18 protein-coding genes and 1 riboswitch are annotated in these 19,279 nt (G+C 34.7%); of the genes, 5 read left to right on the top strand and 13 right to left on the bottom strand.

What is annotated here, in order from left to right:
- Position 1: 1 nt before the first annotated feature.
- Together HM986_RS14140 and HM986_RS14135 are read right to left on the bottom strand one after the other, a co-directional pair.
- Positions 2-907, bottom strand: a complete 906-nt coding sequence (locus tag HM986_RS14140; RefSeq protein ID WP_179335741.1) for a 1-aminocyclopropane-1-carboxylate deaminase/D-cysteine desulfhydrase — start codon at positions 905-907, stop codon at positions 2-4.
- 57 nt (positions 908-964) lie between these two features.
- The gene (locus HM986_RS14135) at positions 965-1,294 is read right to left on the bottom strand and encodes a hypothetical protein (RefSeq protein WP_179335740.1); all 330 of its coding nucleotides are present in this window, start codon (positions 1,292-1,294) and stop codon (positions 965-967) included.
- Positions 1,295-1,465: 171 nt separating this feature from the next.
- On the opposite strand from HM986_RS14135, the gene HM986_RS14130 reads away from it, so the two are divergent.
- From HM986_RS14130 to HM986_RS14110, 5 genes are all read left to right on the top strand, one after another.
- Positions 1,466-1,627: a DUF5522 domain-containing protein gene (locus tag HM986_RS14130; RefSeq protein ID WP_161624671.1), complete on the top strand. Its 162-nt coding sequence runs from the start codon at positions 1,466-1,468 to the stop codon at positions 1,625-1,627.
- On the top strand, positions 1,627-3,621 hold the full coding sequence (locus HM986_RS14125; RefSeq protein ID WP_179335739.1) for a urocanate hydratase: 1,995 nt from the start codon (positions 1,627-1,629) through the stop codon (positions 3,619-3,621). Before HM986_RS14130 ends, HM986_RS14125 begins: the two co-directional genes overlap by 1 nt.
- A 23-nt stretch (positions 3,622-3,644) precedes the next feature.
- Complete coding sequence (locus HM986_RS14120; protein ID WP_179335738.1) at positions 3,645-4,196, top strand: DUF4136 domain-containing protein; 552 nt, start codon at positions 3,645-3,647, stop codon at positions 4,194-4,196.
- Between the two features lie 118 nt (positions 4,197-4,314).
- Complete coding sequence (locus tag HM986_RS14115; protein ID WP_179335737.1) at positions 4,315-6,216, top strand: SulP family inorganic anion transporter; 1,902 nt, start codon at positions 4,315-4,317, stop codon at positions 6,214-6,216.
- A gap of 121 nt (positions 6,217-6,337) precedes the next feature.
- Complete coding sequence (locus tag HM986_RS14110) at positions 6,338-6,529, top strand: cold-shock protein (protein WP_020895249.1); 192 nt, start codon at positions 6,338-6,340, stop codon at positions 6,527-6,529.
- A gap of 202 nt (positions 6,530-6,731) precedes the next feature.
- Here HM986_RS14110 and moeB read toward each other — a convergent pair whose 3' ends face one another.
- The 11 genes from moeB to HM986_RS14055 all read right to left on the bottom strand — a co-directional run bounded on the left by moeB (position 6,732) and on the right by HM986_RS14055 (position 19,227).
- Positions 6,732-7,781 carry a molybdopterin-synthase adenylyltransferase MoeB gene (gene moeB, locus HM986_RS14105; protein WP_179335736.1) on the bottom strand — a complete coding sequence of 350 codons (1,050 nt, stop codon included), beginning with the start codon at positions 7,779-7,781 and terminating at the stop codon, positions 6,732-6,734.
- Positions 7,781-8,902: a 2-iminoacetate synthase ThiH gene (thiH, locus tag HM986_RS14100; RefSeq protein WP_179335735.1), complete on the bottom strand. Its 1,122-nt coding sequence runs from the start codon at positions 8,900-8,902 to the stop codon at positions 7,781-7,783. The genes moeB and thiH overlap by 1 nt, the downstream gene beginning before the upstream one ends.
- Positions 8,903-8,905: 3 nt before the next feature.
- A complete protein-coding gene (locus HM986_RS14095; protein ID WP_179335734.1) occupies positions 8,906-9,676 on the bottom strand; it encodes a thiazole synthase in 771 nt (256 codons plus the stop codon).
- Positions 9,677-9,713: 37 nt separating this feature from the next.
- Positions 9,714-10,337, bottom strand: coding sequence for a thiamine phosphate synthase (gene thiE / locus HM986_RS14090; RefSeq protein WP_179335733.1), 624 nt, complete (start codon positions 10,335-10,337; stop codon positions 9,714-9,716).
- Positions 10,327-11,094 carry a hydroxymethylpyrimidine/phosphomethylpyrimidine kinase gene (locus HM986_RS14085; RefSeq protein WP_179335732.1) on the bottom strand — a complete coding sequence of 256 codons (768 nt, stop codon included), beginning with the start codon at positions 11,092-11,094 and terminating at the stop codon, positions 10,327-10,329. Before HM986_RS14085 ends, thiE begins: the two co-directional genes overlap by 11 nt.
- A 40-nt stretch (positions 11,095-11,134) precedes the next feature.
- Complete coding sequence (locus tag HM986_RS14080; protein ID WP_179335731.1) at positions 11,135-11,737, bottom strand: thiamine phosphate synthase; 603 nt, start codon at positions 11,735-11,737, stop codon at positions 11,135-11,137.
- 273 nt (positions 11,738-12,010) lie between these two features.
- Complete coding sequence (gene thiC / locus HM986_RS14075) at positions 12,011-13,870, bottom strand: phosphomethylpyrimidine synthase ThiC (protein WP_179335730.1); 1,860 nt, start codon at positions 13,868-13,870, stop codon at positions 12,011-12,013.
- Positions 13,871-13,900: 30 nt separating this feature from the next.
- Positions 13,901-14,104, bottom strand: coding sequence for a sulfur carrier protein ThiS (thiS, locus tag HM986_RS14070; RefSeq protein WP_179316208.1), 204 nt, complete (start codon positions 14,102-14,104; stop codon positions 13,901-13,903).
- A gap of 46 nt (positions 14,105-14,150) precedes the next feature.
- Positions 14,151-14,245: riboswitch (TPP riboswitch) on the bottom strand.
- A gap of 209 nt (positions 14,246-14,454) precedes the next feature.
- The gene (locus HM986_RS14065; RefSeq protein WP_179335729.1) at positions 14,455-16,542 is read right to left on the bottom strand and encodes an alpha-ketoacid dehydrogenase subunit alpha/beta; all 2,088 of its coding nucleotides are present in this window, start codon (positions 16,540-16,542) and stop codon (positions 14,455-14,457) included.
- Positions 16,543-16,794: 252 nt separating this feature from the next.
- Positions 16,795-17,862, bottom strand: coding sequence for a branched-chain amino acid aminotransferase (locus HM986_RS14060; protein ID WP_179335728.1), 1,068 nt, complete (start codon positions 17,860-17,862; stop codon positions 16,795-16,797).
- A gap of 87 nt (positions 17,863-17,949) precedes the next feature.
- Entirely contained in the window at positions 17,950-19,227 is a 1,278-nt protein-coding gene (locus HM986_RS14055; RefSeq protein WP_246288516.1) for a dihydrolipoamide acetyltransferase family protein, read from the bottom strand.
- Between the last annotated feature and the right edge of the window lie 52 nt (positions 19,228-19,279).

The raw sequence follows: 19,279 nt of genomic DNA, 5'->3' as shown, positions 1-19,279 counted from the left end.
TTTATATTTCAATTAAAGGTCGGTTTTTACGCTTCAACATATCATTTACACCTGCAACACCTTGCAAACCTCCAGTATGAATGACGAGTATCTTAGAATCTTTTGGAAAATATCCAAGAGCAATTAAATCAAATATTCCAAATAGCATTTTCCCAGTATAAATAGGATCTAATGGAATATTATAATCGTTCTTAAACGTGTTAATAAACGCAATCAATTCGGGCTTTATTTTACCATAACCACCAAAATGATAATTTGTTATTAACTTCCAGTTGTCTTGATTTGCAAATTTACGAATATCTTCTTGTAAAAAATCACCTTTTAAAGCCGGAAAACCTAATATTTTCTGATGCTTTTTAGACGTATTAATTAATCCCGATATTGTTCCTCCAGTTCCTACTGCACAACAGATATAATCAAAATTAAAATCGTCTGCTTCCAAAATTTCCTCACAACCTTTGACGGCCAATTCATTTGTACCTCCTTCCGGAATTAAATAAAAATCTCCAAATTCATTTCTTAAGCTATTTATGAAATCACCGTTGGTTTTATTCCGATAAACCTCTCGAGACACAAATTCAAATTGCATACCACAAGATTTTGCAAATGTCAGCGTTGGGTTTAAGTCCTTCTTTTCTTTTAGCTCTTCACCTCTAATTACTCCTATCGTATTAAAACCATATTCTTTTCCGGCATAAGCCACAGCTGCAATATGATTTGAAAATGCACCTCCAAAGGTTAATAAGGTTTTTATATTGTTAGTTTTAGCTTGTTCAATATTGAATTTTAACTTACGATACTTATTTCCAGAAATAAAAGGATGAATTAAATCTTCACGTTTAATTGTAATTTCTATCGACGTATTGGGAATAGATAAATGCTGATTATGAGTACGACTATTTAACAACTGCTTTGTTTTTATACCAACAAAGTTAACTGATAGCGAATAAAAAATCGCAAAAATTTAATTTCTAATAAATTTAAACACATTAAAGAAAGATCTTGATTTTAAATAACTAAGATCTTTTTCATGACTATAAGCTTCACGCTCAAAAGAGATATTTCTATAAGCTAAATCCCATTTTCTATATTGAATAAATCGACATAAAAATTCAATTGTATACATCATATAAAATGGAAGAATAAATAATTCAACCTGTTGTCTTAGATGAATCTTTTCATGATTTACAAGTACAGTATTACGTTTTAAATTTTCAGTTTTTAAAAACACAAAAGGAAAAATGGTAATTCCCGCATAACCGTTTGGCACTATATATTTCGAAATCAATATCATGCTTTATTCGTTTCAAAAATCAAACCAAATTACGTTATCTTTGTTATACCAAATGAATTTTTAAATTATTGAAGGTAAATTTGGAATATATTTTCTTTAAATTAAATTGAAAATATAAAGGAAACAGCAACGAACTTAACCTAGCATTTTGATGTTTATTTGGTATTAACTATGAAAAAATACGTCCCAATTGAAGACGGTGATTATTATCTAACACCAGAAGGTTACCGCTGTTTTACTGAGCAATACCATTTAAAACGTGGCTATTGTTGTGAAAGCGGCTGCAGACATTGTCCTTATGGATTCAACAAAAACACATTAAAAAAGAAGTAATGCATACTACAAATCTCTCATTCAAAGATCAAATATTAGAAGGCATTCCAAATATATTACCAGAACCAAAACCTTACGATGCTTCGATAAATCATGCACCAAAACGTAAAGCTATTCTTTCTGCAGAAGAAGAAAAATTAGCGCTTAGAAATGCTTTGCGTTATTTTGATAAAAAAGATCATAAAACCTTATTACCTGAGTTTAAAAACGAGTTAGATACTTATGGCAGAATCTACATGTACCGTTTACGACCAGATTATAAAATGTATGCCAGACCAATTTCTGAATATCCAGCAAAATCAACTCAGACAGCGGCTATAATGCTAATGATTCAGAACAATTTAGATTACGCTGTAGCACAACATCCGCATGAATTAATTACTTACGGTGGTAATGGCGGTGTGTTTTCAAATTGGGCACAATACCGATTAACCATGAAGTATTTGGCCGAGATGAATGATGAACAAACCTTAACTATGTATTCTGGTCATCCTATGGGATTGTTCCCATCGCATAAAGAAGCACCAAGAGTTGTGGTGACTAACGGCATGATGATTCCTAATTACTCTAAGCCTGATGACTGGGAAAAATTCAATGCTCTAGGCGTAACACAATATGGACAAATGACAGCTGGAAGCTACATGTATATTGGACCACAAGGGATTGTACATGGCACAACGATTACAGTACTCAACGGCTTTAGAAAAATTAAAAAAGAACCAAAAGGTAATTTATTTGTAACTTCAGGTTTAGGAGGTATGTCTGGCGCGCAACCAAAAGCAGGAAATATTGCTGGCTGTATCACAGTTTGTGCAGAAGTAAATCCAAAAATCACACAAGTGCGATTAGACCAAGGCTGGATTGATGAAAAAATAACAGATTTAGATCAATTGGTTAATCGTGTAGAAAAAGCTAAAGCTGAAAAAGAAACTATTTCAATCGCATATCTCGGTAACATTGTAGACGTATGGGAAAAATTTGATGAAGCTAATGTTCATGTTGATTTAGGAAGTGATCAAACATCACTTCATAATCCTTGGGCTGGAGGTTATTATCCTGTAGATATTTCTTTTGATGATGCTAACGACATGATGGCGAATCAACCCGAATTATTTAAAGAGAAAGTTCAAGAAACCTTACGACGTCATACAAACGCTATAAATAAGCACACCTCAAAAGGCACTTATTTCTTCGATTATGGAAATGCCTTTTTATTGGAAGCCTCTCGTGCTGGTGCCGATATTATGGCAGAAAATGGTATCGATTTTAGATACCCAAGTTACGTACAAGATATTATGGGACCAATGTGTTTCGATTACGGCTTTGGCCCATTTCGTTGGGTTTGTGCTTCAGGTAAACCGGAAGATTTGATAAAAACGGATGCTATTGCCTGTAAAGTTTTAGAAGATATTAAAAAGAATTCACCAAAAGAAATTCAGCAACAAATGGCTGATAATATTCAATGGATTAAAGGTGCACAAGAAAACAAACTTGTTGTAGGCTCTCAGGCCCGAATCTTATATGCAGATGCAGAAGGCCGAATGAAAATTGCCGAAGCCTTTAACCAAGCTATAAAAAATGGTGAAATTGAAACTGTTATTTTAGGAAGAGATCATCATGATGTTTCAGGAACCGATTCCCCATATAGAGAGACGAGCAATATTTACGACGGCTCGCGTTTTACGGCAGATATGTCCATACAAAATGTAATTGGTGATAGTTTTAGAGGAGCCACATGGGTAAGCATTCACAACGGTGGAGGCGTCGGATGGGGCGAAGTTATAAACGGCGGATTTGGTATGGTTCTTGATGGTACTAAGGAAGCATCCAAAAAATTAAAACAAATGCTATTTTGGGACGTTAATAACGGTATATCAAGACGAAGCTGGGCAAGAAATGAAGGTGCCGTTTTTGCGATAAAACGCGCGATGGAAATCGAACCAAATTTAAAAGTAACGTTACCTAATTTCGTTGATGACAATATATTAGACTAAGTATAATTAAAAAAAAAGCCATTATGAAAAAGCTATTAAAATTTACTCCAATGTTTCTTCTATTGATAGGACTAACATCTTGCAGCTCGGTAAGGGTTGCTGCCGATTATGATAGAGAAGCAAATTTTGACAATTATAAAACCTTTGCCTTTTTTAAACCAGGTATTGACAAAGCAGAAATCAATGATATTGATAAACGTAGAATTCTAAGAGCCATTGAAGCAGAACTAATGGCTAAAGGCTATACAAAATCAGAAAACCCCAACATGTTAGTGAGTATATTCACTAAATCGAACCAACGTGTTGATGTTTACAACAATGCTTGGGGCAATGGAGCTTGGGGCTGGGGCGGTTATGGTGGCTGGGGCTGGAGATCTGGCTGGAACAACAACCAAGTTACAACGACTACTGAAGGAATGCTATTTATAGATCTTATTGATGCTAACAAAAAAGAATTAATTTGGCAAGGTTCGGGCACAGGAAATCTTAACGCTAGCAACCCAGATAAGAAAGACGCACGTATTAAAGAATTTGTATCAGAAATGTTGACACAGTTTCCACCTGATAAAAAATAAAATCATCACACAAACCAAAAGCACTAGTGAATACTAGTGCTTTTTTCTTTTAGATTAGTTCATTCTTATACCTTTAATCTAAATAATCTATCTTTGCCGACTTTTAAAAGCAAATACTATGAAACTTGGGCAAAATACCCTAAAGAACTTTACTCAAAACCCTAAGAACGACATTCTTGCAGGTATCACCGTATCTCTAGCAATGATTCCGGAAGTCGTTGCCTTTGCATTCGTTGCACAAATTAGTCCGATCGTTGCACTATTTGGTGCATTTATAATTGGAATTATTTCTGCATTATTTGGCGGAAGACCTGGTTTAATCTCAGGTGCTGCCGGAGCTGTCGCTGTAATTTTTGTTCATATGATTCAAGAAGGACATGCTAAAGGGTTACTATTTGATACTCCTGTTGAAAACATGGGGTATTTTTATTTACTGGCAGCCGTTGTTTTGATGGGACTAATTCAAATATTAGCAGGAGTCTTTAAGCTTGGTAAATTTGTGCGTTTAATTCCTCACCCTGTAATGCTAGGATTTGTAAACGGATTAGCAATTGTAATTTTCTTAGCACAACTTGGTATGTTTAAAGAAAACACCAAGGATGTTTTTGGACAAAACATGCGCAAAACACAATCTAAAGAGTTGATTTACAACATCAATGATAACGCTGTAAAAGATTTAATTTCTGACACTAAAATATTCTCAATAAATGGAGAATCCATAACAAATATAACTACTGGTGAAGAAGTTTTTGTCATAGCCAATAATCAAGTTTTTGACGTCGACACTAAGCAAGTTGTTTTCAATATAAAAGATAATGGCTTATATTCTGTAAAAGATAATGGCGTTGTTAAGTCCACTATGGAAGGACAAAAACTATACATCATGATTGCTTTAGTTTTGCTAACTATGTTTATAATTTGGGGATTACCAAAATTAACAAAAAAAATGCCTGCTGCCTTAACAGCCATTCTAATAGTGACTTTAATTTCCATTTTTGGAGGCCTTCATTCTATTAATGTAGGCGATTTCATTAGAGATGGTGGCGGTGCCGGTTTAAATGGATTTGATGAATTGTCTAGCAAACTAAATCTTGGTGAACTTTGGAGTCATTTACCATTTAACTTAGACACGCTAAAATTTATTGCACCATATGCCTTTTTAGCCGCATCAGTAGGATTGATAGAAACATTAATGACAATGAACTTGGTAGACGAATTAACAGATTCTAGGGGAGATGGCAACAGAGAATGTATCGCGCAAGGTTCTGGAAACATGCTGAGTGGAATCTTTGGTGGAACTGGTGGTTGTGGAATGATAGGACAAACTGTAATTAATGTTAATGCCGGAGGTAGAGGACGCTTATCTGGAGTAATGATGGCAATTACTTTACTTACTTTCATTTTATTTGCAGATAAATATATTGAGCAAGTGCCAATTGCAGCCTTAGTAGGAGTTATGTTTATGATGGTCATTGAAACATTTGCATGGTCTAGTTTCCGAATCATGAAAAAGATACCAGTATCAGATGCCGTAGTACTTGTTATTGTATCTGTAGTAACGGTTTTCTTCGATTTAGCTATAGCTGTATTCGTTGGTGTAATTATTTCAGCCTTATCTTTTGCATGGGAAAATGCTAAGAAAATTAGAGCACGTAAGCGTATTCAAGCCGATGGTACAAAAACATATGAAATTTGGGGGCCATTATTCTTCGGAAGCATTACCGCTTTTAATGAAAAATTCGATATTAAAAATGATCCAGATAATATAGAGATTGATTTTGTTGAAGCGCGTATATCAGACCATTCAGCAATTGAAGCTATTTTTATTATTGTTGAAAAATATCAAGCTGAAGGAAAAACAATTAGACTTAAACATTTAAGTGAAGATTGTAAGATTTTACTGTACAAAGCGAGTCCTAAATTTAAAGATGTTATCGTTGAAGCCATTGATGACCCCCGCTATCATTTAGCAGCGGATCCTGAAAAATTTACCAGACCCCTGTCAGAGTATAATATTTAGATTACTTAGCATATAAACATTGACAAGATAGACAGTTAGTACAACAAAAAATAACTGCATTAAATTAATTGAATTTCAATTAATTACATTATATTTGCATCTTAATTTAATATATTATAATATGAGTACTGGTACAGTAAAATTTTTTAATGACTCTAAAGGTTTTGGATTCATAACAGAAGAAGGAAACAACAAAGAGCATTTTGTACACATTTCTGGTTTAGTCGATGAGATTAGAGAAGGAGACAATGTAGAATTCGATTTAGCAGAAGGAAAAAAAGGATTAAACGCAGTAAATGTAAAAGTTATATAATTATATACCTTTCAATCTTTTTAAGAATAAGGCCTATCTTTTAGATAGGCTTTTTTATGCCTGAAAATTAAATAATTTCTCTATTTTTATTTTTTCTCTAAAAAAGAATCGATCCCTTCATTAAATTACTCCTAAGTACTAAAAACTTTTACTGATACTCTTCTTGACAATACCCTTGTAAAACTACGCCCAAAACTCACAGCTATACCCCTTCTTTTAAATTGTAAAAAACAGCCTTATCTAATTTCGCTTTTAAATAAGAAATGGCGCTATGACTTCTTTTTCCTGACTTACAATAAACTACAATAGGTAAAGTAATATCTATTTCTTTAAATCGTTTTGATAACTGTCCTAAAGGAATATGTTGTCCACCTATATGATACGCTTCTCTTTCTGATGCTTCTCTAACATCTAACAAATTATAATTCTCTTTGTTTCTATTCAATTCATCTAATGTGATCTCTTTAGTTGAAACAATGCCGCAGAAAAAATTATAATCTTTTTCTAAAGCATTAATTGTTGACGTTTCATCTCTTTCAAAACCCATTATCTGTTGATTCAAACTTAAAGCATCAAATAATAACAGCTTATTCGTCAACAGTTCTCCAAAACCACAAATAAGCTTAATGGCTTCATTTGCCTGTAAACTCCCAATAATGCCAGGCAAAACACCCAGGACACCTATTTCTGAACAACTGGGAGACGCTTCAGGTTTTGGAGGTGTTGGATACAAACATCTATAAGTTGCACTTCCTAAATAATTAAAGACACTAACTTGGCCGTCGAATTTAAAAATAGCGCCGTAAACTAAAGGTTTGTTCATAATTACTGCTGCATCGTTTGTTAAATACCGCGTTGAAAAATTATCACTTCCGTCTATTATTATATCATAATTAGAGAATAACCCCATTGCATTTTCACGAGTTAGTTTTTCGTTATAAGTATTAAAAAGCACAAACGGATTCAATTGAGATAACCGCTTAGCAGCTGTTTCTGCTTTAGAAAAACCAACATCATTAATAGTATATAAAATCTGACGTTGTAAATTACTTTGATCGACTATGTCATGGTCTATTATACCAATAGTTCCAATACCTGCCGCTGTTAAATATTGTAAAACAGGACAACCTAAACCACCAGCACCAATGACTAAAACCTTTGCTTGCTTCAGTTTTAATTGTCCTGCTTCCCCTATTTCATCTAAAATAAGATGACGACTGTATTGCTTTCGTTCTTCTATGGTAAGACTCATTACTTTTGTATTTCTTCAAAATGTTCCCAATCTTTCCAAACCACTTCTAACCCTTGACCTTTTAACATTTTTACGATTTCTTCTGTACTCCTTTCATCAGAAATTTCAAACTGTTCTAAAGATTGTGGCTCTACAGTATAACCACCCGGATTTGTTTTAGATTCTGCACTAATTGAAGTAGCACCTAATTGAACAATATTATTTCTAAATATTTCATTTTCCCTTGTAGACATAGACAATTCTATATCTTCATCTAACAAACGAAAAGCACAAATTAATTGCACCAGATCACTATCGGTCATTTCTACTTTTGGCTCTAAACCTCCAGAATGCGGCCTTAATCTTGGAAATGAAATAGAGTACTTTGTCTTCCAATACGCTTTTTGTAAATATTTTAAATGCAAGGCTGTAAAAAAACTATCTGCACGCCAATCTTCTAAACCAAACAGAGCACCTAATCCAATTTTATGAACACCTGCTTTCCCTAATCTATCTGGTGTATCTAAACGGTAATTAAAATTAGATTTCTTTCCTTTTGGATGGTGTTTCTTATACTCTTCTCTGTGATATGTTTCTTGATATACCAATACGGCGTACAATCCGTTTTCAATTAACAACTCGTATTCCTCTTGATCTAAAGGCTGTACTTCTATGGTAATATTCGAGAATTGAGAACGTATTATTTTAATCGCGTTTTTAATATAATTGACGCCTACCGTTTTATTGGCTTCTCCAGTAACTAACAAGATATGATCATATCCTTTTTTTTTCAAAAATGCCACCTCTTTTAAAATCTCAGCATCTGTTAATGTGCGTCTTGGTATTTTGTTTGTCATACTAAACCCGCAATACGTGCAGATGTTCTGGCACTCATTACTTAAGTACATTGGCGCATACATTTGTATGGTATTACCAAATCGTTTTTTAGTGAGCATGCTACTTTTCTGTGCCATTCGTTCTAAAAATGGCTTTGCTGCAGGAGAAATTAAGGCTTTAAAATCTTCTAAATCCAGCTTTTCTTTTGCTAAAGCATTTTCTACCTCAACTTCTGTTTTACTGAAGATGCTTTTCAGTGTGTTATCCCAATTATAAGTATCGAAAAGTTCTATGAAATTTGCCATATTTTAGTTTAAAAAACTTGTTAGCGGACTACTCGCTTCCGCTTTATTTTTAATTGGTGCGAGTTTGGCTTCAAACGCCATTCTACCAGCTTCCACGGCCAATTTGAATGCTTTTGCCATAGCTACCGGATTTTTAGATACTGCAATTGCCGTATTTACTAAGACAGCATCCGCACCTAATTCCATGGCATAAGCTGCATGCGATGGTGCGCCAATACCAGCATCTACAATAACAGGCACATTAGATTGCTCGATAATAATGTCTAAAAAATCTTGCGTTTTTAATCCTTTGTTACTTCCTATCGGTGCTCCCAATGGCATAACACATTGCACGCCCACATCTTCTAATCGCTTACACAACACAGGATCCGCATGAATGTAAGGCATCACTACAAATCCCAATTTTACTAATGCTTCAGCCGCTTTTAAAGTTTCTATAGGGTCTGGTAATAAATACCTAGGATCTGGATGAATTTCTAATTTAATCCAGTTAGTCCCTAAAGCCTCTCTTGATAATTCTGCTGCGAAAATGGCTTCTTTAGCGGTTCTAACCCCAGATGTGTTTGGCAATAAATTAATATGAGCATGCTTTAAATGCCTTAAAATATCATCTTCATTATTTTGAACATCGACTCTTTTTAAAGCAACCGTTATGAGTTCACTTTTGGAAGCTAATAAAGCGTCTTTCATTACTTCTGAAGCGCTAAACTTTCCTGTTCCTGTGAATAATCTAGAGGTAAATTCTTTATCTGCTATTTTTAATATTTTATTCATTTTTACTTTTTTTGAATCTATGTTAGATTAAGACTGCTTATGCTTTTACCTCTGACGAATTTAAGATTTCATAAAACTTAGAAATACTTGTAAAATCTTTAGTTATTGTTCCAGAAACGGCTATTCCGTAAACACCTGTTTTTATTATTGTCAGAACGTCTTCCATACCAATACCACCAATAGCAATTATAGGCGTGTCTTTTTCTAGCTTATCTATTAACTGCTTGTAACCTTCGACACCCAAAACTGGACTTAAATTCTTTTTAGTTTCTGTAAACTGAAAAGGTCCTAAACCAATATAATCCACTTGCTTTTCTATTAAACCTTTGCAATCTTCTAAAGTGTTTGCAGTACCACCAATTACAAATTGTTTTCCCAAATAAACTCTAGCTATTAATGGACATGTATCTGTTTTTCCTAAATGAACACCGTCTGCTTTTACGGCTTTAGCTATTTTATAATGATCATTTATTATTAGTTTCACTTTAAATTGAGTGGTGACTTCTCTAGCTTTTTCTGCAGTTTCTAAAATGATATCTAGTGCCATTTCTTTTAAACGCAGCTGTACTAATTCTGCTCCGTTTTCACATGCCTTCTGTATATTTTCTATATGATCTTGCGGTGTTTTGCCCTGAGAAATATAATGTAGTTTACTTAGCATTTTCTGTGTATTTATGTGTTCCTAGCAGGGTGCTGTTTGAATTTAAAAACTGTTCGGTATACCATTTTACATTTTTACAAGCATCTTCTATGTTCATTCCTTTTTCTAAATTAGAAGCCAATGCTGACGATAAAACACAACCGCTTCCATGTTTTTGGAAAACGGTATCAGCAATCGGTGGAATATTTAGTTTTACTATTTTACTGTAATAGACTTCATCCCATCCTTTTTTATCCGTTCTATGACCTCCTTTTAAGTAGATATTTGTTTTTTCTGAAATAAAATCGATGGTGTCTTCTATAGATTTCTCTGGAAATAAGGCTTCAATCTCTTCGTAATTTGGTGTGATAAAATCACAACTTCTCAAGACTTCTTCTAAAATTTTTAAATCTTGTTTATTATGAAAACTAAAACCTGCACTCGCTTTTAAAACAGGATCTAGTACTATTTTTATAGTTGGATTTAGCTTTTTTAATGTTTGAATAACTTCTAATAAAACGTCCCAAGACTGGATGATTCCTATTTTTACTACAGCAATGGCAAACCGTTGAAACAAAAGGTCAATCTGATTTAAAATGGTTTCTTTTTCAATCCAAATACAGTCTTTAAAATCTATATCGTTTTGAACAGTAACTGCCGTACACACGGCTAAACCGTACAATCCATGCGCTTCAAATGTTTTAATATCCGACGTAATTCCGGCACCACTTGATGGATCTAAACCCGCTATTGTTAAGATGTATTTTTTTTGATTCAATTTTTATGTATTTAGCATCAATAGGTTATTCAAAAAACACTTATTTACTGGTGTGTTTATTATATGTTTCTTTTATTTTTATAAAACCCTCTAACGGATTTTCAGCATTCCAAACACCACCTAAAACACCTATTCCTTTAAATCCTAACGTTATAGTTTCTTCTATCGTTTCTACATTAATACCACCCATACCAATGATTGTTTTATCAATATGCTTAACATCAAAACCTTTTCCCTTATATCCTTTTTTTGATATTGAAGAAAAAACAGGACTTAATAAATGATAATCGAACTCAAAATAACACGCTTTTAATACTTCTGGCTCATGAAATGAAGAGCTTATGGTTTTACCAAACATATTTAGGTTTTTGAAATATTGACCAGGATTATCTATATGGTCCATTCTTTTTTGTTCTTGAAAATGAATACCTTTTAAATTGAAATCGTTTATCAGCTCATGAAAATAATGCACTACAATTCTGTTGTGATATTCTTTATCAATTTTGTTTAAATACGCAACGTGTTCATCGTAGTTTTTCTCTGGTTTTCTCAAATGATACACCAATAAACCTTCTCTAAATAATTGGTTTAGTATTTCTATTTCGTTTGGAATATCGTTTTCTGGTGCGATAAGAACTATCATAGGTTTTTAGTTTTTAATATTAAAAGATAAAATTACTTCGTCGTACCTCCTCGTAATGACGGTTACTTGGATTTTGAGTTAGGGATTACTCAGTTATTCTATTTTATTAAATAGGAACTCGTGAGTGTTATACAATTATAGTGGCATCCTTTTGCCGTCAGTTCGAGTAAATTTATGCAGTGTATGAATAAATTTGTATCGAGAACCAGTAAAAGATATAACGGAAAGCCCGACCACGCTTTTTTTTCAAAGCGTGGGAACTTCCTTATAATTTTACAAATAGACTTCGGATCCTTTTTCTTTAAACTCTTTAGATTTTTCTTCCATTCCTTTTGCAAGAACCTCGTTATCTACAATATCGTTAACTGCAGCAAAATCGCGTACCTCTTGAGAAATTTTCATAGAGCAGAATTTTGGTCCGCACATAGAACAAAAATGAGCGATTTTAGCACCTGCGGCAGGCAAAGTTTCATCATGATATTCGCGTGCACGCTCTGGGTCTAAGCCTAAATTAAATTGATCTTCCCAACGGAACTCAAAACGCGCCATACTCAACGCATTGTCTCTGTGTTGCGAGCCTGGGTGACCTTTGGCCAAATCGGCAGCATGCGCAGCCAATTTATACGTCACCACACCGACGCGTACATCTTCTTTATTTGGTAATCCTAAGTGCTCTTTTGGAGTTACGTAGCACAACATGGCGCAACCGTACCAACCTATCATTGCGGCTCCAATACCTGAAGTAATATGATCGTAACCTGGTGCAATATCTGTAGTTAAAGGACCTAAAGTGTAAAAAGGAGCTTCGTCGCAAAGTTCTATTTGCTTCTCCATATTTTCTTTAATCATGTGCATTGGCACGTGTCCTGGTCCTTCTATGAAACACTGGACTTCGTGTTTACGTGCAATTTGCGTTAGCTCTCCTAGCGTTTCTAATTCTGCAAATTGTGCTTCGTCATTAGCATCTGCAACAGAACCTGGACGCAGACCATCTCCTAGAGAAAAGGCTACATCGTACTGTTTTAAGATTTCGCAAATATCTTCGAAATGCGTATATAAAAAACTTTCTTTATGATGTGCTAAACACCACTTTGCCATAATTGATCCGCCACGAGATACAATACCAGTAACACGTTTTGCCGTCATTGGCACGTAACGTAATAACACACCTGCGTGAATGGTAAAATAATCGACTCCTTGTTCGGCTTGTTCTATTAATGTATCGCGAAAAATCTCCCATGTTAAATCTTCGGCAACACCGTTTACTTTTTCTAATGCTTGGTAAATGGGCACGGTACCCACTGGGACTGGTGAGTTACGAATAATCCACTCGCGAGTTTCGTGAATATTTTCTCCGGTAGATAAATCCATAATATTATCTGCTCCCCAACGGCAAGCCCACACTGCTTTTTCTACTTCTTCTTCTATGGATGAGGTAACGGCAGAATTTCCAATATTTGCATTTATTTTTACTAAGAAGTTTCGACCTAAAATCATAGGTTCTGCTTCAGGGTGATTAATATTTGACGGAATTATTGCGCGACCTCTTGCAACTTCCGACCTTACAAATTCTGGTGTAATTTTATCTGGAATAGAAGCACCAAAGTGTTCTCCTTTATGTTGCTTTCTAATCTCTGTCATTTCATCTATTCGTTGGTTTTCTCGAATAGCGATATACTCCATTTCTGGTGTAATTAGTCCTTTTTTAGCGTAATGTAATTGTGTTACATTTTGACCTTTTTTAGCTCTTAGCGGATTCTTTAATAACTTAAAACGCATGTGATCTAAACTAGCATCGTTTAAACGCTCGTTACAATATTCTGAAGAGAATGATTCTAATTCCTCTACATCACCACGTTCTTTAATCCAAGGTTCTCGAATTCTTTCAATACCGGTATGTACATCTATTGATTTGTCTGGATCTGTGTAAGGTCCGGAAGTATCATAAATAGTTACGGGCTCGTTGGGTGTTTTCTTTTTTGTCATTGAGTCTACCGTATCACTCAATGTAATTTCACGCATAGCAACTTTAATTTGCGGGTGAATTTTTCCGTTGACATAGATTTTCTTAGAATTCGGAAACGGGTGTCTTGTAATACCGTTTTGCTTTGGAGCTGTGTCTTTGTTCTTCATTTGATAATTGGTTTCCTTTTAAAATAAAAATCATCCTCCTTGAGTAGATTTTATAATTAAAATATCATCATTATTTTGAAGTAATCTTGAAGACCAATCTGTTTTCTTTACCACAGTATTATTTATAGCAATAGCAATGCCGTTTGTTTGAATTTTTAAATTTTCGACAAACTCTTGTAGTGTTATGTTTTCTAAAATGTGGTGATCTTCTTGGTTTACTTTTATAGTAATCATATTTATAAAATATTACTGTAAACCAAAATGGTAGTATTTCGATGTTTTATCGAACATAACTTTTTCCTACGTTGGTATTAACCAAATCAGGTTCTAAGGATGTTTCTCAAACTAATTTAATAGCTACTCCTAAAGTTTACACCTCAAATATAGAAGATTATTTACGACTTTCATACGCTTTCCAATTTATTTTTGAAATCTCTTTTTTTGAAAAAACATATTTTAACTAAAATCTATTTCTATAAAAATGAAGCAAATTGAATTCATAAAAAAAAGGGATTCATAATTGTTTTCCAATTACGAATCCCTTTTATTACACACATAAGTATATGTGTAAGACTATTATAAATTTAATAGTTTAGTATCTTTTCTATCTTAGCTTTCACTTTATCTGTTGAAGGAATCATGGTTTGTTCTAAAGTCGAATTTAAAGGAATTGCAGGCATATTCTCACTACCAATTGTCATGACTGGCGCATCTAAATATTTAAAGCATTCTTCTTGAATTTTACCAGATAAGGCTCTTGCAAAACTATTGTTTGAAGGTTCTTCTGTTACCACTAAACACTTTCCTGTTTTCTTAACCGATTCCATAATCGTGTCTTCGTCTAAAGGAAACAGTGTACGTAAATCAATCACTTCAATTTGGTCATGCATCCCTAATTCTGCACTAGCATTCATTGCCCAATGTACTCCCATGCCGTAAGTCACAATAGTTAATGTTTCTAAATTTTGTTGTTTCCAAATTTCTTGTAAAACCCATGCTTTACCAAAAGGCAATACATAATCTTCACTTGGCTCCACAGACGTTGCACCTTGCGTTCCTGGCACTTTAGACCAATACAACCCTTTGTGTTCTAAAATTACAACTGGATTAGGATCGTAATAAGCCGCTTTCATCAATCCTTTTAAATCTGCTCCATTACTTGGATAGGCAATTTTTATACCTCTAATATTTGTTATTACAGATTCAACCGATGAGGAATGGTAAGGTCCACCACTTCCATAAGCACCAATGGGTACTCTAAGAATCATAGACACTGGCCATTTACCGTTAGATAAATAACAACTTCTACTAACTTCTGTAAATAATTGATTTAAGCCAGGCCAAATATAATCTGCAAACTGAACTTCTACGATTGGTTTTAATCCAACAGCAGACATGCCAACTGTAGAACCTACTATAAATGCTTCTTGTATTGGTGTATTAAACACTCTGTCGTCTCCAAATTTTTGTGCTAATGTTGCTGCTTCTCTAAAAACACCACCAAGTCTTCCTCCAACATCTTGACCGTAAAGTAAACACTCTTTATGTTTTTTCATTAATTCTTCTACAGCGAAAAGTGCACAATCTACCATCACTACTTTTTCGGCATCTTCTGGTGAACGTATTCCTTTTTCCTCGGTAATTGGTGTTGGTACAAAATCGTTTGTGAATAAATCTTCCGGTTTTGGGTCTTCAGCTTTTAAAGCTTTTTCGAAATCTGATTCTACTTTCGCTTTCGCTGAATTTTCAATGTCTAAAACGTCTTGTTCTGAAAATCCAGCATCTAGTAATTGTTGTTTAATAACCGGATAAGGATCACGAGAACGTGCTTCTTCTAAATCATCGCGATACCATTCCATTCTTACACCAGAAGTATGGTGATTTAACAATGGTACTTTTGCGTGTACTAAAAATGGTCTGCGTTCTGTACGAATAGTTTCTATTACTTTTTCTAAGGCTTCGTAGCTTTCTGTAAAGTTGGCACCATCTATTGAAATAGCGTCCAAACCTTTAAATCCTGCTGCATATTCAAAAGCATTTTGTGCTCTTGTTTCTGCTGCATTAGCACTAATATCCCAACCATTATCTTGTACTAAATATAAGATTGGCATTTGCTTTAATGCTGCCATTTGAAAAGCTTCTGCTATTTCTCCTTCGGTTACTGAGGCGTCTCCTAAACTACAAACTGTTATTGGTTTTAGAGCGTTCTCGACTGCGCTCGAACTGACAGGGTCAGATTCTAAACTATAATCGTCTAAACCTTGTAATTCTTTATACTGCATTCCCATGGCAACGCCTGTTGCTGGAATGGTTTGCATACCTGTTGCTGAGGATTGATGCGGTATTTTTGGCTTATCGTCGTCCTTTAAACTTGGATGTGAATAGTAGGTTCTTCCTCCAGAAAATGGGTCCTCTTTTTTTGCTAATAATTGCAACATTAAATCGTAAGGCTCTAAACCAAACGATAATAACATAGCATCGTCTCTATAGTACGGAAATGCATAATCTTGCGGTAATAATTGTAAACCTAATGCAATTTGAATGGCTTCGTGTCCACGAGATGTTGCGTGTACGTATTTTGAAACTTGTTTAAAATTAGCTTCGTATAATTCTGCCATTGCTTTTGCTGTGCAGAGTTTTGAAAATCCTTTTTTTAGTGTTTCTTTTTTCATAATTGTCATTCCTGCGTAGACAGGAATCTATTTTAAATTCTCTAATATTTTGGATTCCTGCCTTCGCAGGAATGACAAACCTTAAATTTAACTATTACTCAGATTTTCACTGAGATTCTTCACTTTGCTCTGAATGACAAATCGGTAATCTCTGCGTTAGCGATTGAACGGTTTGTTTGAGCTCCTTTTTGCTTTTTCTGCAAAAAGAGCGAGTAGTGAAAGCGCGACCCTTGTGGTAACGCCCAAATTACTCTAAGCTAATTGGTTTTCAATTTTAATCATCCAATTAAATTTGTCTTCAATTTTACCGGTTTTGATAGCGTTTAGAGTATTGTTAACTTCTAAACCAACTGGACTTTTATCTGATACATGAATTATTGTTTCGCCCATTGCAATTTCTTGAATATAAGCAATACCAACGGCTGTTCCTGTTCCGAAAGCTTCTTCTAATGTACCGTCAATTGAAGCATCTCGGATTTCTTGAATGGTTATAGCGCGTTCTGTAACCTCGTAACCTTTATCTCTTAAAATATCCATAACGCTCATTCTGGTTATGCCATCTAGAATGGAACCATCGCGTTTTGGTGTGATGAATTTTCCGTTGACTTTAAAGAAAATATTCATGGTGCCAACTTCTTGGATATAGTTATGTTCTACAGCATCTAACCACAATACTTGGTCATATCCTTTGGCTTTTGCTAATTCTGTTGGACGAATGGCTGCTGCGTAATTTCCTGCTGCTTTCGCTTCTCCTGTTCCGCCTGAGGCTGCACGTATATATTTATTTTCTGCCCACAATTTTATACGTTTAGTGAAAAATGGACCAGCTGGTGATGCCATGATTATAAACTTGTAATGTGTTGCTGCTCGCATACCTATAAAAGCTTCGTCTGCATACATGAATGGCCTTAAATAGAGTGCGCTTCCGTCCATTGGTGGAATCCAATTTTGTTCTATTGCAACTAGTTGTTTTAAGCCATCTACAAATAAATCTTCTGGAAAATTAGGCATTCCCATTCTATCTGCACTAAAATTTAACCGTTCTGCATTTTTTGATGGTCTGAAAAGCATAGGATTTCCATTGGCATCTACAGTGGCTTTCATACCTTCGAAAATGGCTTGTCCGTAGTGCAAAGCCATGGCTGCTGGATGTGTAGGAATCATTCCCATGGGTTCAATTCTTGGATTTTCCCATGCACCATTGTTATAATCACAAATAAACATGTGGTCTGTGAATGTTGTACCTAATGGTATGTTGTTGAAGTCTATGTTTGAGACTTTAGATTCGGTTACTTTTTGTATGGATATGTTATGGCTCATAATTTGCTTCCATTCCTGCGTAGGCAGGAATCTATTTAATTTATTATTTCATAGTGGATTCCTGCCTTCGCAGGAATGACAAATGATTTATATTTCTCTATTAGTATCAAATTGTTCGAAATAATCTGCTACTCTTCTTACAAAACTTCCTCCTAAGAATCCGTCTACTACGCGATGATCGAAAGAGAGCGATAAGTACATCATGCTACGAATAGCTATTTCATCTCCTTTCTCAGTAGTGATAACTTCTGGTCGTTTTTTGATTATTCCTAATGCTAAAATGGCAACTTCTGGTTGATTAATAATTGGTGTTCCCATAACGCTCCCAAAAGTTCCTACGTTAGAAATTGTGAAGGTGCTGCCTTTTATATCGTCTCCTGCTAGTTTGTTTTCTCTAGCTTTTCCTGCTAATTCGTTTACGTTACTAGCAATCTCTTTTAAATTTTTAGTATCTGCATTTTTTACTACAGGTACTATTAAGTTTCCACTTGGTAATGCTGTTGCCATACCAATATTAATATCTTCTTTTACAATAATGTTATTACCATCGACAGAAGCATTAATATTCGGGAAATCTTTTACTGCTTTCGCTACAGCTTCTACAAATAATGGTGTGAAGGTTAAACGCTCTCCATGCTTTTCTTGAAAGGCAACTTTGTTTGCGTTTCTCCAATTTACCATATTCGTCATATCCGCTTCTACATAAGCAGTAACGTGAGGCGATGTATGTTTTGAGTACACCATATGGTCAGCAATCATTTGGCGCATTCTGTCCATTTCGATCACTTTTCCTTTGCCTTTATCGAAGTTTAATTGTGGAATTCTATAGGCTGTTGGATCTTTTTCGGCTACTGGTTGTGCGAATTTATATGGTCGTCCTTCATCTATATATTGAAACACATCGCTTTTACGAAGTCTGCCTTCATTTCCTGTTGCAGGAATTCGTGCTAATTCTTCAAAACTGATGTGATGTTCTTTTGCTATTTTGATGATTAATGGCGAAAAGAAGGTGTTTGCGTTTGATGTTGAAAATGAAGTAGAACTCGAGTTGGAAGCCTGCTGTACTGGCTTTGGTCTTTTAGACTTTACCTTATTCTCAGCAGCGCTCGAACTTGCAGCTTTAAATTCATTTTGTACTTTCGATTTCTTCACTTCTGAAACTTCTAAAATCGCAAGAACTTCTCCTACTGGAACGACATCTTTAGCTTGAAACATGGTTTTAATTAAAGTTCCTGCTGCTGGTGCTGGCACTTCGTTATCTACTTTATCTGTTGCTACTTCTAGTATAATATCTCCTTCTTCGAAAGAGTCTCCTTCAGAAATCAACCAATTGATGATGGTGCCTTCGGTTATACTTTCGCCCATTTTAGGCATCTTTAATTCGAAATTCTTCAAGCTATCGTAGTTTAGGATTCTA

It is taken from the genome of Winogradskyella costae (assembly GCF_013403865.1).
In the GTDB taxonomy this organism is placed as follows: Bacteria; Bacteroidota; Bacteroidia; order Flavobacteriales; family Flavobacteriaceae; genus Winogradskyella; species Winogradskyella costae.
The sequence above is the reverse complement of the archived record's forward strand: the minus strand, read 5'-3'. Positions and strand labels throughout refer to the sequence as shown.

Excerpts from the sequence above, each read along its gene's own strand:
- HM986_RS14135 (WP_179335740.1), bottom strand. The coding sequence starts at position 1,294 with ATGATATTGATTTCGAAATATATAGTGCCAAACGGTTATGCGGGAATT.
- HM986_RS14130 (WP_161624671.1), top strand. The coding sequence starts at position 1,466 with ATGAAAAAATACGTCCCAATTGAAGACGGTGATTATTATCTAACACCA.
- HM986_RS14125 (WP_179335739.1), top strand. The coding sequence starts at position 1,627 with ATGCATACTACAAATCTCTCATTCAAAGATCAAATATTAGAAGGCATT.
- HM986_RS14120 (WP_179335738.1), top strand. The coding sequence starts at position 3,645 with ATGAAAAAGCTATTAAAATTTACTCCAATGTTTCTTCTATTGATAGGA.
- HM986_RS14115 (WP_179335737.1), top strand. The coding sequence starts at position 4,315 with ATGAAACTTGGGCAAAATACCCTAAAGAACTTTACTCAAAACCCTAAG.
- HM986_RS14110 (WP_020895249.1), top strand. The coding sequence starts at position 6,338 with ATGAGTACTGGTACAGTAAAATTTTTTAATGACTCTAAAGGTTTTGGA.
- moeB (WP_179335736.1), bottom strand. The coding sequence starts at position 7,781 with ATGAGTCTTACCATAGAAGAACGAAAGCAATACAGTCGTCATCTTATT.
- thiH (WP_179335735.1), bottom strand. The coding sequence starts at position 8,902 with ATGGCAAATTTCATAGAACTTTTCGATACTTATAATTGGGATAACACA.
- HM986_RS14095 (WP_179335734.1), bottom strand. The coding sequence starts at position 9,676 with ATGAATAAAATATTAAAAATAGCAGATAAAGAATTTACCTCTAGATTA.
- thiE (WP_179335733.1), bottom strand. The coding sequence starts at position 10,337 with ATGCTAAGTAAACTACATTATATTTCTCAGGGCAAAACACCGCAAGAT.
- HM986_RS14080 (WP_179335731.1), bottom strand. The coding sequence starts at position 11,737 with ATGATAGTTCTTATCGCACCAGAAAACGATATTCCAAACGAAATAGAA.
- thiC (WP_179335730.1), bottom strand. The coding sequence starts at position 13,870 with ATGAAGAACAAAGACACAGCTCCAAAGCAAAACGGTATTACAAGACAC.
- thiS (WP_179316208.1), bottom strand. The coding sequence starts at position 14,104 with ATGATTACTATAAAAGTAAACCAAGAAGATCACCACATTTTAGAAAAC.
- HM986_RS14065 (WP_179335729.1), bottom strand. The coding sequence starts at position 16,542 with ATGAAAAAAGAAACACTAAAAAAAGGATTTTCAAAACTCTGCACAGCA.
- HM986_RS14060 (WP_179335728.1), bottom strand. The coding sequence starts at position 17,862 with ATGAGCCATAACATATCCATACAAAAAGTAACCGAATCTAAAGTCTCA.
- HM986_RS14055 (WP_246288516.1), bottom strand. The coding sequence starts at position 19,227 with ATGGGCGAAAGTATAACCGAAGGCACCATCATCAATTGGTTGATTTCT.